We start from the raw sequence: 13,332 nt of genomic DNA, 5'->3' as shown, positions 1-13,332 counted from the left end.
TTGTTAAAAGTAACATTTTTATGCGAATTTTATTGGTCGGAGAATACAGTAGGCTGCATAATTCTTTAAAAGAAGGTCTCATTAGCCTAGGACATGACGTGTTACTAGTAGGTAATGGTGATGGATTTAAAAATTATCCCGTTGACATAAATATCGATCATTCGTTTCACAATAGATTTTTAAAAAAATTCAGGATTGCTTTTTTCAAGCTTACAACAATTGATTTGGGTTCATTAGAAGTGTACCTAAAAGCGATTTTTAAACTTAAAAAATTAAAAGAATTTGATGTTGTACAGCTAATTAATGAGTCACCATTAGTGATTAAAGCGAAGTATGAACAAAAATTCATTAATCACCTTATTAAGCATCATAAAAAGCTATTTCTGCTTTCCTGCGGCATAGACCATCAATGCATGTCTTATATGATGGAAGAAAAATTTAGATACAGTATAATGAGTCCGTATTTGAAAGACAAATCTCTATACAAATCTTATAAATTTCAATTACAATATTTAAATAAAGACTTTACTGAGCTTCATAATTTCATTTATAAAAACTGCGAAGGTGTTATTGCTTCAGATATAGATTATCATTTACCTTTATTAGGACACAAGAACTATTTAGGTTTGATTCCAAATCCGATCAACACAGATAAAATAGCGTATATCCCAATAAACATAGATGATAAAATAAAAATTTTCCATGGTGTTAACACCTCTGCAATGCATAAAAAAGGGAATCATTTTTTTATTGAAGCTTTAAAAAGCATTGAAAAGAAATATGCAGATAAAGTTGAGATTATTACTACCTATGATATTCCTTATAACGACTACATAAAGCTATATGATGATTGCCATATTTTATTGGATCAGATTTACGCTTACGATCAAGGCTATAATGCCTTGGAAGCCATGGCAAAAGGCAAGGTGGTATTTACTGGTGCAGAACAAGAATGGCTTGACTATTACAATTTAAAAGAGGATACTGTAGCCATAAACACATTACCAAATGCAGAGAAGATTGCAAAAAAATTAGAGTGGTTAATTCTCAATCCTGAACAAATTTATACAATATCAAAAAATGCGAGAGCGTTTATTGAAAAAGAACACCACTATTTAAAGATTTCTAAAGAGTATGTTGAAAAATGGGACATTAAAGACAATTAAATGTTAGAACACACAAATACATCTAATTTTCCTAATTTGTTTATTCCTGGAGCTGCCAAATCTGGGACTAGCACTTTACATGACTTATTAAATCAACATCCTGACATCTGCATGTCGAACTTAAAGGAACCATACTATTTGGTAAATGACAATTTTGAAGACAGGATAGAGAATTACAATGCCAAATACGAAACCCTTTTTAAGCATAAACCTAAAGCACTATATAAAGGAGATTCAAGTACATCCTATATGCTTTTTCCTAAATTTATTGAAAGCGTAAAGGCTCATGTTACCAGTGATGTGAAATTCATTTTTATACTAAGAAACCCTATTGATAGGCTATATTCACATTATTGGTATTTAAAAGGTTTAGGAAGCGAAACATTAGATTTTAGAGCAGCTATTGAAAATGATAAGGATATTGAACCAGATATGTCAAAAAAGTTACCAGAAGGAAAGTTCAAGAGCTACTTTCAATATGGATTATATGGCAAATGGTTAGAGAAATTTTACAGTAATTTTAATGCCAATCAAATTAAGATTATCTTGTTTGAAGATTTAAAAGAAGATCCGTTGAAAATAACTAATAACTGCATATCGTTTTTAGAATTACCACCTATTGAACATTTAAGTGACATAAAATCGAATCCAACAGTAATACTAAAATATCCAAAACTATATACATCTATTTTACGATTTACACAAGGCAGTATGAAATCGATGAAACCCTTATATAAATTGGTTCCTAGAGGCTTAAAAACATTTATTAAAAAGCATACTTCAAACTTCATTGTTAAAGCTACAAAAACATCAAAAACATATCCTGATCTATCTTTATCAGATCGAAAATGGGCACAAAAATTATATGAATCAGATGTTGAACGTTTAAAAAAAATAACTGGCAACGATTTTAAACCTTGGAAAGACTTTAACTAATTATGAGTTTACTTAAAACGACATTCTTTTCGGGCATAAGTACAGGAGTTTCACTTATCTGCAGACTTATTACCAATAAAATAATTGCAGTTTACCTTGGCACTAGTGGAATGTTCTTACTTGGACAATTAAAAGATTTTATAAATATTGGTAAAATAGCTGGAAGTTTAGGAACTAGTAATGGTATTATAAAATACGTTGCGACCTATAAGGATGATAAGACAAAAATGACATCATTTTTAGCTACAGGTCTAAAGATACATTTGTATTTCTCACTTTTGGTTTGCCTATTGACTTTTATTTTTAAAGACCAATTATCACATTATTTATTTCATGACCTTAAATTTTCTAACGCCATTGCTCTATTAGCTTTTTCATTTATTTCTGTTTCTATTCACGGTTTTTTTATGGCCGTATTTAATGGCTTAAAACAAATCAAAACCTATATTACCATAAATATAATTTCAACAATTATTGCATCTGCATTAGTCGTAATTCTTGTTTTAAAATTTGAAATCGTAGGAGCCTTTTATGCTCTTGCATTAAGTCAAATTCTAGGATTTTTGATTTCAATACTTTTTATAAAAAAGCTTAAGCTAATAACTACTAAGGACATTTCCTTTAAAATAAATCGCACACATTTCAAGAACCTAACTAAGTTTTCTTATATGGCTATTGCTGCACCTGTTTGTATGATTGGAGCAACTCTATTTATAAGATTTTTTTTAAATGATCAATTAGGTTCTGAATTTGCTGGATCTTGGGAAGGTATGTGGAGAGTTTCTGCTATTTATATTATGTTTCTAACTACAACATTTAAGTTTTATTTGTTACCAACTTTCTCTGAAATTTCAGGAGATACGTTAAAAAAGGAGGTCTTTAAGGTTTGGACGTTAAGTATTCCAACAATACTTATTATTACGCTAAGTGTGTATTTTTTAAAAGATTTTATTATTCCGTTACTGTTTAGTAAAGAATTCATTTTAATAAATACAATTCTATTATTTCATCTTTTAGGTGATGCGATAAAAATTAATTCTTGGGTCCTTGGTAATATATTAATCGCAAAAGCTAATACAAAAGTATTTATAATCTTTCAGATAGCTTGGGCTATCATTTTTTGCACATTAGCTATTATTCTTATTAAAACTTATGGATTTGTAGGTGTATCAATCGCTTATTTCCTAACCTATGTATTGCACTTCATTGCAATGAATGTATACTTCAGAAAACTACTTTGGTTAAAAGCTTAGGATTCTTCTTCAGGTAATACTCCAAAAAGCGAATTACTGAAGACGAGCAGTACAACTAGAAAATGCATTAAATAGCTTACAAAGTGTCCAATCACTGCGCCTTCAACACCAAAAATATCTATAAAATATAAACTAGTTAAGTAAAGCATAATGACCAAGAAAATTTCAATAACTATAAATTGCGCAAACATCTTTTTGGCTAAGAATTGATAGGCAATCACAATGGCTAACACTTTCACAAAATCGCCTAACAATTGCCATAAAAACAAATGTTCAACAGGTTGAAACTCTTCAGAAAACACAAGGCTAACAACAAAAGGTCTTAAAAAATAAATAACCACTAATCCTAAACCAAATATTGGCATGACCGATTTATAGAAGCCAAATACTTCCTTTCTAAATTCTTTTTTATTATCAATCTCACTAAATCTAGGAATGATATACAGCGTCATTATAGACGTCACAAACATGAGGTAATAATCTGAAATACGATTCATAGCTTCCCAATATCCTGCCTGCTTAATACCAAGTTCTTCAATTATAAAATTACGTATCAATATGGATGTAAAAGGGATTGCTATTGCTGTTACTAACGCCATTATTGCAAAAGGAGCAAACGTTTTTAACACACTCAAACTCACATGAGATATTTTAATTTGAGTCATTAAATTTCTTCGGTTGACAATACCAACTAAGGTTATTAAAAACAATAATGAAGGTGCAATTACTGCAGCAATTAAGGCACCATCAATGTTTTCAATATAAATAAGATATAATGTAATTGCTAGTCCGAGAATCTGACCTAAAATGTTAATTATCAATAACATTTTAAAATTTGAAAATCCGTTCATTATTCCGAAACAGAACATATTCAATGCATAAAACGGCAAGGCTAAAGCTAAAACCCGAATTACATAGGCATAATTATAATTGGCAGAGAACAGGAAATCATTAATAAATTCTGAATTATAATAACATAAAAAAGACATTAAAATGGTTGAAAAGAAACCCAAGTAATAGGTTGTAGAAATGGTTTTACTTAGTTCTAAAGCATCCTCTTTACATTTCGCTATTGTTTTTACAAAACCATTGTAAAATCCTAAAATAGCAAACGATTGAATTGCACTTATAAAATTTCTTAAATTACCAATAAGTGCCATCCCTTCTACTCCAATAAAAATAGCTATCGCTTTAGAAGTTAAAATTCCAGCAACTATTTTAGTGGCAACGGTAGCCGAATTAAGATATGCAACCTTAAACAGCACATTGGTATTAATGTACTTGATAAGTTTTTTCAATTAATAATGATTTAGGGCATTAATAACAGTTTGAACCTCTTCTTTTGTCATAACCGGACTTATTGGAATACTTACCACAGTCTCATGAATAGATTCGGTTACAGGCAAAGATAACATTTTATAAGCCGACAAAGCTTTTTGCTTATGAGGAGGTATAGGATAATGAATGAGATAACCGATTTGTTTCTGTTCTAAATAGGATATAAAATCGAATCGATCTTTTACACGAACCACAAATACATGAAATACATGGTTATTAGTGTTGTTATAGTCAGGACGTAGAATTTTATCATTCTGAATTTCATTAAGATATCGCTTTGCAATTTCTCGTCGTTTTGTATTATCTGAATCAAGATACTTCAGTTTTATATTCAAAAAAACAGCTTGTAATTCATCCAAGCGACTATTAACACCTTGGGTTTCGTTTATATATTTTTTTGAACTTCCATAATTACGTAACAACCTAATTTTATCGGCTAATTCAGGATCATTTGTAGTTACAGCACCTGCATCTCCAAGCGCTCCAAGATTTTTAGAAGGATAAAAACTAAATCCAGCAGCATCCGATAAATTTCCAGCTTTTTTTCCATTAGACATCAGTTGAGCTCCATGGGCTTGTGCAGCATCTTCAACAACTAGTAATTTATGCTTTTTTGCAATAGAATTGATGGCCTTCATATCTGCTAACTGACCATAAAGATGAACGGCAAGAATTCCTTTTATTTTAGGATTAATATGCTTTTCAATTTCTGAAGGAGATATATTAAAAGAAGCTTGATCAGGCTCAACAAACACTGGCTTTAAGCCACTATTGATAACTGATAAAATACTTGCTATATACGTGTTTGCAGGCACAAGAATTTCATCATTTGGTTGCAATTTACCAAGGTTTAAATAGGCCTTAAAGATTAAGGTTAGTGCATCTAAACCATTAGCAACTCCAATACAATATTTAGTTTTGCAAAACTGAGAAAAATTGGATTCGAAGGCTTTAACTTCATTACCTAAAATATAATGACCTGAATTTAAAAACGATTTAAACTTTGACGTATAGTCATCTTCAAATCTGGCATTAATTTTATGTAAATCTAAAAATGGGATCATAACCAAACGTCATTTAATCGATTATAGTTCTTAGTATTTACTTTATAAAAATCATGAACTATAGCTCTTGCTCCGAAGCTTTCTTTCCATTTTAACAACCCTTGATTAAGGTGTTGTCCTTGATGTTCGTTAGAAATACCAAAACTAAAAAAACGCTTATTTATAAAAATAGTATGTATCAATTGATCAAAAATAGCGTCTAAACCTGCGAGTTCTTTTTTTGAATCTAATGTTGAAATATACTGAGCATGAGCTACAAATTCTGATTCAAAAATAGTGACACCTGCAATAATTCCTTCATGATGATAAGCGTTAAACTGTCTAATCCTTTTAGGGAATGCGGTCTTTAACTTACGAATATCATTTAAATTATGTGTAGGTAATGCCTCATGACGTTCTTTTAAATTAGGAATAAGAATTTTATGGAAAAACGCCTCAAAATCTTCAACTTCTTTAACTTTAATATCATTAGACATTGCCTTTTTTAGATTGCGTTTTCTATTTGAAGAACTAATCTTCAAGGGTTCTCTAAAATCTATTACAGCCGAAATATCCCTTCTAATGCATTGAGCATCTACTTTAAAAAGCAAATAATCAATTTCATCGCTAGGCAACTTATGGTACATCTTAGGTAATAGTTTTAGCTCTAAGGTTTCAATATTGTTTTCATAGAGATATTTTAAAAGCAATTTAAATGCATCTAATACATTTTTAAACTTACAGTCTTTTTTTAGAAGTAAACCACCATAACTTAATCCTTGGTGTGAGTATAAAATATTGCCAACGCTAATAGCAGGAAGCAAGGCAAAAAGATCGCTGTCTTTATAAATCATTAACGAGTTATCATTGAATCTATCCTTATGATAGTCCATAAAATCTCTTTGAAATAAAAATGTAGCATTCTTAGCTGTTGCTACAAATTCGTCCCATTGATTCTTAAAGTCTGAATGATATGCTTTTACTGAAAAATTGCACAAAGCCTAAAGTATAGATTAAAAATAATAGTAATTCTTATAGCGTACAAATTACAATATTATTACATGTTAAAGTTCGTTTTAGATTCAATTATTTATATTTGGGTTACTCAAAAATAAGCTTTTGAAATCAAAACAAATATTTAAAGAAAATATTATATTATTAGTTACCTATCTGATTATTTTCTTTTTCTTAATTTTTCAAAACGCAATTTATTCACCAGATACTTATAGTTATTTAATGGCAATGCCATACAGGCACTTAGGATATGTTATTTTTGCAAAATCGTTCTTTTTTATTTTTGGTGATTATTTTGATACCGCTGTAGTCTTCTTCCAAACTGTTTTTTGTTTGGGAAGTATTCATTTTATATTCAAAAAAATAAACACATTATTGCAACTCAATGTCATTTTAAAATGTGTGCTTTTAATGGCTTTAATTTTCCCTTTATTTGAGCCACTTTCAGTAGCAAATAATATTTGTCCAGAAGGTATTAGCTATCCATTATACCTCATTTTTATAGCTTTAAATTTAGAATTTTTATGTAATGACAATTCTAAGGTTCTCAAATACATTGTTTTGTGTTTTTTAGCACTTGTATTTACTAGAGGTCAGTTTATCTTTTCAGAATTAATATTTGCTTTAGTTTTCATTGCCAAATACAAAAATCAACTATTTAAAGGGACCAGATTTACGCACCTACTAGTACTCATCTTCATGCCTATTCTAGTTGTTTTAGGCGAAATGAGTTATCATAAATTGAAGGATGGCATTTTTATGACTACACCTTTTGGCTTTGTTAATATGTCTTCTGCAGCTTATTACGTTTCAAATAAAGAGGATGCAAAACAAATCATCAACGACGATTTCAGGAGCATTTTTGTACAAAGTCATTACGAGTTAGATAGAAAAAATTTACTCATGTCTTCACAACCAAATTCTACTTATGAAGACTACTACGGATTTTTCCACAATCATATTCCACAAATTTGTAATCACACCACATTTTTAACAGCTCAAAAATATTTCATAGAAAAGAACCCTGTTCAACCAAATAATCCTAAACTAGCTATAGCAAAATCATACTATAATGCTGAAAAAGCTAGTAAGGCAATTGCCTTAACATTAATTCAGCATAATTTTAAAACATGGCTTAAATTATTTATCGCAAATATCTCTTACAGTTTTTACTCTGTATTTTTGCTGTTGTTTATGGTTGCTGCATTTACATTTAGCCTTATAAAGTTACTTGGTTCATTTCACAAATGGTATGCTCTTTTATTTATATGTTCAGCTTTAAGTTTGTCAAATGCTGTTTTAATTGCCATCGCTAGTCATTCAATAATGAGATATACATTTTATAACTATACCTTTATCCTATTAACCTTACTCCTAGCATTCAAAATTATAAGACATGGAATCAAAGATTGAACTTTCTATTGTAATGCCATGTTTAAACGAGGCTGAAACTTTAGCTATTTGTATAACTAAAGCGCAACTATTTTTAAATTCAAATGGGATTAATGGTGAAATAATAATTGCCGATAATGGAAGTACAGATGGATCCATAGACATTGCAAAATCTCATAACGCTAAAATAATACATGTAAAATTGAAAGGGTATGGAAGCGCCTTAAGATCCGGAATCGATGCCTCAAAAGGTACCTATATTATTATGGCTGATGGCGATGATAGCTATGATTTTAGTAATTTGATGCCTTTTCTAAGCGAATTAAGAAACGGTTATGATTTAGTCATGGGTAACCGATTTAAAGGTGGTATTGAAAAGAATGCCATGCCTTTTTTACATAAATACTTAGGAAATCCCGTTCTATCTTTTATTGGACGATTGTTTTTTAAAATCAAAATAAGAGATTTCCATTGTGGGTTGAGAGGATTTTCACGTAAAGCGTATTCAAAATTAGATTTAAGAACTACTGGAATGGAGTTCGCTTCTGAAATGATAGTTAAGGCAAAACTGAATAATTTATCAATTACAGAAGTACCAACTAAGTTATCGAAAGATGGAAGAAGCAGAGCACCTCATTTAAACACTTGGCGTGATGGCTGGAGGCATTTAAGGTTTTTACTACTATACAGCCCTAAGTGGTTATTTCTTTATCCAAGTCTAATTATGCTTGTGGTTGGTATTACAACGTCTTTGTTTCTTATCGGAAAACCAATTATTATAGAGGACGTAACCTTTGATATACATACCCTTTTGTATACGTCAAGTTTAGCATTAATTGGGTTTCAATTTTTGGTTTTTTATGCCTTGACCAAGATATATGCAGTTGAAAATGGCTTACTACCTAAAAGCAGCAGATATAATAATTTATTTAAATATTTAAATTTAGAAAAAGGCTTAATTACAGGTTCACTATTACTTTTAATTGGCGTGATCTTGAGTATAAAAGGATTGTTTTTTTGGGAGTCTGTAGGCTTTGGATCCTTATCAAACCCATCCAACACTCTAAGAATAGTAATTCCAGCTGTATTTACAATTCTACTCGGAATTCAAATTATTTTATTTAGTCTCTTTTTTAGTATTCTAAGTTTAAAAAGTCAAACAGAATAACACGATACAACTATTTTGCTTTTTCAAAAACGAATAGATTATTAAGTCCGAGTTGAAACCTTTTATGTTTCAATAAGCTATACTTGTCTTTGTCAAACAATGAAAATACTTCTTTTGTTTTAAACCCATAATGTTCGTCTAAGGACATACCGTCGACGAGGTTTAATTTTTTCAAAACCCATAAAATCTGATCTACAAATGGTGAAGGCACAGTAATAATTATGCGTCCTGAAGGCTTCAAAAACTCATAAAATTTTGCGTTGAACAATTGTTGCTGTGCTCTAGGAATATGTTCTAAAACAGCAAGCATAATGATGCAATCAAAAGTGGAATCCTTTGGAATATCTTTTGGAAAACTTCCAGAGATTAAAAGATGGTCTCCCTTTTTTTTGGTGGTTTCCAATAATGGGTCTAAACCTATACTAGGTTGAATATTTTTTGGTTGTAATGTACTAAATAGGTGACCGTCAAAACAACCAATATCCAGCAGCTTATCTTGAGGTCTAACATATTGATTTGCTACTTTTATTCTCCAATCTCTTAAAAGTCTATCGAGATACTTCATTGGTTTTATCCTATCGATTTCAGCTAATTTATAATAAAAAAAGGAATCCAATATGGATTCCTTTTTTTAACTTTTATTTTAGCTTATATACTCTTATTACGCTTACGCTCTACTTCAGTTAAATAGATTTTACGCAATCTTAAGAAATTAGGCGTAACTTCTACGTACTCATCTTTTTGGATGTATTCTAAAGCTTCTTCTAAAGAGAATTTAATTGCAGGTACAATCTTCGCTTTATCATCAGCACCAGAACTACGTACGTTACTTAACTTTTTAGTTTTAGTTACGTTGACAGCCATATCATCACCACGAGAATTTTCTCCAATCACTTGACCTTCATAAATATCTTCTCCTGGATCTACGAAAAACTTACCTCTATCTTGTAATTTATCGATTGAATAAGGAATTGCTTGCCCTTTTTCCATTGATACAAGCGATCCATTTTGACGTTCAGGAATTCCACCTTTTAAAGGTTGGTATTCTTTAAAACGGTGAGCCATAATTGCTTCACCAGCAGTAGCCGTTAATAATTGGTTACGTAAACCAATAATACCTCTTGAAGGCACCATAAATTGACAAACCATACGTTCACCTTTGGCTTCCATGCTTAACATTTCACCTTTACGCATTGTAACCATTTCAATCGCTTTACCAGAAACTGTTTCCGGTAAATCAATTGTCATTTCTTCAACTGGTTCACATTTTACACCATCAATTTCCTTGATGATTACTTGCGGCTGACCAATTTGTAATTCGTAACCTTCACGACGCATCGTTTCAATTAAAACCGATAAGTGTAAAACACCACGACCAAAAACCATAAACTTATCTGCACTATCTGTTTCTTCCACTCTAAGTGCTAAGTTTTTTTCTAATTCTTTAGTCAATCTATCTTTAATATGACGTGATGTTACAAATTTTCCGTCTTTCCCGAAGAAAGGCGAATCGTTAATTGTAAACAACATACTCATGGTTGGCTCATCAATATTAATTGTTTTTAAACCTTCAGGAGTTTCCCAATCGGCAACGGTATCACCAATTTCAAATCCTTCTAATCCAACAATCGCACAAATATCACCAGTCTGTACGCTATCAACTTTTAATCGTCCAAGACCTTCAAAAACGTGAAGTTCTTTAATTTTAGATTTCACAATGCTTTTATCTCGTTTCACTAAAGAGATATTTTGACCAACTTTTAACTCACCTCGAGTTAAACGTCCAATCGCGATACGACCAGTAAAAGAAGAGAAATCAAGTGAGGTAATTAACATCTGCGTTGTTCCTTCTTCAATTTTTGGAGCTGGAATATGTTCAATAACCATATCTAATAGAGGCTCAATGTTTTCTGTTTCATTTTGCCAATCATCACTCATCCAGTTATTCTTAGCAGAACCATACACCGTTGGAAAATCCAACTGCCATTCTTCTGCTCCCAGTTCAAACATAAGGTCAAATACCTTTTCATGTACTTCTTCAGGCGTACAATTTTCTTTATCCACTTTATTAATAACCACACAAGGTTTTAAACCTAAATCAATCGCTTTTTGTAATACAAAACGTGTTTGTGGCATTGGACCTTCAAAAGCATCTACTAAAAGCAACACACCATCTGCCATGTTTAAAACACGCTCTACTTCTCCACCAAAATCGGCGTGACCAGGTGTATCAATGATGTTTATTTTTGTGTCTTTATAGATTACAGAAACGTTTTTTGACGTAATTGTAATTCCTCTTTCACGCTCTAAATCGTTGTTATCAAGAATTAAGTCTCCTGTGTTTTCATTTTCACGAAACAACTGACAGTGATACATGATTTTATCAACCAAGGTTGTTTTTCCGTGATCGACGTGAGCAATAATTGCAATGTTTTTGATATTAGCCATAATGATGCCTTATTTTAAGCGTGCAAAGGTACGTTAAATTACTGTTTAAAAAGTGATTCCCTTCAATAATTTAATAATGGCTAATTAATGCTTGAATATTAATGATATTCTAAAGATCAGATTCAATTCACTTTAATCAACTCTAAAACTTTAAACGCTATAAATTAGTTAATTATATGTTATAATAATTAGAAGATATAATTTCAGTTCGTAAATTACGTTCTCTAATTGATTAATAGTAAATAGCCACTTCCAAACCAGCCAAATTTCGGGCAATTTACATCTGACAACAAAAACATTTAGCAGATGAAACTAATTCATAAGTATTCGAAGTTTATACCTTACTTGTATTTTATTGCAGTAATTTTATATTGGTTTACAGACGTGAACAAAAATTCTGGAGCAACCGCATATCCAATTCTTTTATTTGGTATTCCATTTTTGTGGCAACTCATAAAACCAAGCAAAAAACTAAATTTTTCTTTAGGAATTACCTTTGTTTGTATCTCGTCTTATCTGATTTTAGCTTATCTATCAGACTTATTTAATATTGTAACTTTATCTGCGACAACGAAGCAATTCATTATTTATGGTGGCCTTTTTGTTGTAGCAAATTTTGTAATGGCTTTATGGATGATTCGCAATAGTATGAAGCGCTCATTTTAAAATCAAGGTCTTAAAATCTCAGAATTTAATTAGATAGGAAGCGCATAATATTTTCGTAACTTTGCGCTTTAATTTGAAACTTAAATTCAATGACTCTTCAGGACGTTCCGAAACTAAAACATACCAATTCGAATAACTTCTTTTTACTTTGTGGTCCTTGCGCTATCGAAGGTGAAGATATGGCAATGCGCATCGCCGAAAAGGTTGTTAGCATTACAAATGAGTTAAACATTCCGTATATATTTAAAGGTAGTTTTAAAAAAGCTAATCGTAGTCGTATTGATAGTTTTACTGGTATTGGAAATGAAAAAGCCTTGAAGATTCTCAAAAAAGTATCTGAAACCTTTGACATTCCAACGGTTACTGACATTCATGAAGTTTCTGATGCCGCATTGGCAGCAGAATATGTAGATGTTTTGCAGATTCCTGCATTTTTAGTGCGTCAAACCGACTTAGTTGTTGCTGCAGCCGAAACTGGTAAAGTAGTTAACTTAAAGAAAGGGCAATTCATGAGTCCGGAAGCCATGAAACACGCTGTTCAGAAAGTAAAAGACTCAGGAAACGATAAGGTTTGGATTACAGATCGTGGTACCATGTTTGGTTATCAAGACATGATTGTCGATTTTAGAGGTATTCCTACAATGAGACAATATGCTCCAACGGTTTTAGACGTCACACACTCATTACAGCAACCCAACCAAAGTATTGGTGTTACAGGAGGACGACCAGAGATGATTGAAACAATTGCTAGAGCTGGAATCGTTAACAATGTTGATGGTTTATTCATTGAAACACATTTTGATCCTGCAAATGCTAAAAGTGATGGTGCAAACATGTTGCATCTTGATAATCTTGAAAAATTATTGACCAACTTAGTCGCTATTAGAAAAACTATTAATAGCTTATAA

At 31.2% G+C, this 13,332-nt stretch carries 12 protein-coding genes; 7 read left to right on the top strand and 5 right to left on the bottom strand.

Annotated features, from left to right (window positions below):
- Window positions 1-20 precede the first annotated feature (20 nt).
- The 3 genes from VOI25_RS12785 to VOI25_RS12775 are packed head-to-tail and all read left to right on the top strand — an operon-like array spanning window position 21 to window position 3,355.
- Window positions 21-1,166 carry a glycosyltransferase gene (locus tag VOI25_RS12785; protein ID WP_323789474.1) on the top strand — a complete coding sequence of 382 codons (1,146 nt, stop codon included), beginning with the start codon at window positions 21-23 and terminating at the stop codon, window positions 1,164-1,166.
- Entirely contained in the window at window positions 1,167-2,102 is a 936-nt protein-coding gene (locus VOI25_RS12780) for a sulfotransferase (RefSeq protein WP_323789473.1), read from the top strand. It abuts the gene before it with no gap.
- 2 nt (window positions 2,103-2,104) lie between these two features.
- The gene (locus VOI25_RS12775; RefSeq protein ID WP_323789472.1) at window positions 2,105-3,355 is read left to right on the top strand and encodes an O-antigen translocase; all 1,251 of its coding nucleotides are present in this window, start codon (window positions 2,105-2,107) and stop codon (window positions 3,353-3,355) included.
- On the opposite strand, the gene VOI25_RS12770 is transcribed toward VOI25_RS12775, so the two are convergent.
- The 3 genes from VOI25_RS12770 to VOI25_RS12760 are packed head-to-tail and all read right to left on the bottom strand — an operon-like array spanning window position 3,352 to window position 6,734.
- Window positions 3,352-4,653: an O-antigen translocase gene (locus VOI25_RS12770; protein ID WP_323789471.1), complete on the bottom strand. Its 1,302-nt coding sequence runs from the start codon at window positions 4,651-4,653 to the stop codon at window positions 3,352-3,354. The two genes, VOI25_RS12775 and VOI25_RS12770, sit on opposite strands and share 4 nt — an antisense overlap.
- Window positions 4,654-5,757, bottom strand: a complete 1,104-nt coding sequence (locus VOI25_RS12765; RefSeq protein ID WP_323789470.1) for a DegT/DnrJ/EryC1/StrS family aminotransferase — start codon at window positions 5,755-5,757, stop codon at window positions 4,654-4,656.
- A complete protein-coding gene (locus tag VOI25_RS12760; RefSeq protein WP_323789469.1) occupies window positions 5,754-6,734 on the bottom strand; it encodes a GNAT family N-acetyltransferase in 981 nt (326 codons plus the stop codon). Before VOI25_RS12760 ends, VOI25_RS12765 begins: the two co-directional genes overlap by 4 nt.
- Before the next feature lie 121 nt (window positions 6,735-6,855).
- Here VOI25_RS12760 and VOI25_RS12755 point away from each other — a divergent pair, with 121 nt between their 5' ends.
- Window positions 6,856-8,163 (top strand): hypothetical protein, encoded by a 1,308-nt coding sequence (locus tag VOI25_RS12755; RefSeq protein ID WP_323789468.1) that lies wholly within the window; start codon window positions 6,856-6,858, stop codon window positions 8,161-8,163.
- A complete protein-coding gene (locus tag VOI25_RS12750) occupies window positions 8,147-9,310 on the top strand; it encodes a glycosyltransferase family 2 protein (RefSeq protein ID WP_323789467.1) in 1,164 nt (387 codons plus the stop codon). The genes VOI25_RS12755 and VOI25_RS12750 overlap by 17 nt, the downstream gene beginning before the upstream one ends.
- A 10-nt stretch (window positions 9,311-9,320) precedes the next feature.
- Here the strand turns inward: VOI25_RS12750 and VOI25_RS12745 are convergent, their stop codons facing one another.
- Together VOI25_RS12745 and typA are read right to left on the bottom strand one after the other, a co-directional pair.
- Window positions 9,321-9,875 (bottom strand): class I SAM-dependent methyltransferase, encoded by a 555-nt coding sequence (locus tag VOI25_RS12745; RefSeq protein WP_323789466.1) that lies wholly within the window; start codon window positions 9,873-9,875, stop codon window positions 9,321-9,323.
- 83 nt (window positions 9,876-9,958) lie between these two features.
- Complete coding sequence (gene typA / locus VOI25_RS12740; RefSeq protein ID WP_323789465.1) at window positions 9,959-11,758, bottom strand: translational GTPase TypA; 1,800 nt, start codon at window positions 11,756-11,758, stop codon at window positions 9,959-9,961.
- A 306-nt stretch (window positions 11,759-12,064) separates the two neighbouring features.
- On the opposite strand from typA, the gene VOI25_RS12735 reads away from it, so the two are divergent.
- Together VOI25_RS12735 and kdsA are read left to right on the top strand one after the other, a co-directional pair.
- Window positions 12,065-12,424, top strand: coding sequence for a hypothetical protein (locus tag VOI25_RS12735; RefSeq protein WP_323789464.1), 360 nt, complete (start codon window positions 12,065-12,067; stop codon window positions 12,422-12,424).
- Window positions 12,425-12,513: 89 nt separating this feature from the next.
- A complete protein-coding gene (kdsA, locus tag VOI25_RS12730) occupies window positions 12,514-13,332 on the top strand; it encodes a 3-deoxy-8-phosphooctulonate synthase (protein ID WP_323789463.1) in 819 nt (272 codons plus the stop codon).

It is taken from the genome of Psychroserpens sp. (genome assembly GCF_034670085.1).
Taxonomy (GTDB): Bacteria; Bacteroidota; Bacteroidia; order Flavobacteriales; family Flavobacteriaceae; genus Psychroserpens.
Note: the sequence above shows the minus strand (reverse complement) of the source record. Positions and strands in the feature narration are given on the sequence as shown.

Excerpts from the sequence above, each read along its gene's own strand:
- VOI25_RS12785 (WP_323789474.1), top strand. The coding sequence starts at position 21 with ATGCGAATTTTATTGGTCGGAGAATACAGTAGGCTGCATAATTCTTTA.
- VOI25_RS12780 (WP_323789473.1), top strand. The coding sequence starts at position 1,167 with ATGTTAGAACACACAAATACATCTAATTTTCCTAATTTGTTTATTCCT.
- VOI25_RS12775 (WP_323789472.1), top strand. The coding sequence starts at position 2,105 with ATGAGTTTACTTAAAACGACATTCTTTTCGGGCATAAGTACAGGAGTT.
- VOI25_RS12765 (WP_323789470.1), bottom strand. The coding sequence starts at position 5,757 with ATGATCCCATTTTTAGATTTACATAAAATTAATGCCAGATTTGAAGAT.
- VOI25_RS12750 (WP_323789467.1), top strand. The coding sequence starts at position 8,147 with ATGGAATCAAAGATTGAACTTTCTATTGTAATGCCATGTTTAAACGAG.
- VOI25_RS12745 (WP_323789466.1), bottom strand. The coding sequence starts at position 9,875 with ATGAAGTATCTCGATAGACTTTTAAGAGATTGGAGAATAAAAGTAGCA.
- typA (WP_323789465.1), bottom strand. The coding sequence starts at position 11,758 with ATGGCTAATATCAAAAACATTGCAATTATTGCTCACGTCGATCACGGA.
- VOI25_RS12735 (WP_323789464.1), top strand. The coding sequence starts at position 12,065 with ATGAAACTAATTCATAAGTATTCGAAGTTTATACCTTACTTGTATTTT.
- kdsA (WP_323789463.1), top strand. The coding sequence starts at position 12,514 with ATGACTCTTCAGGACGTTCCGAAACTAAAACATACCAATTCGAATAAC.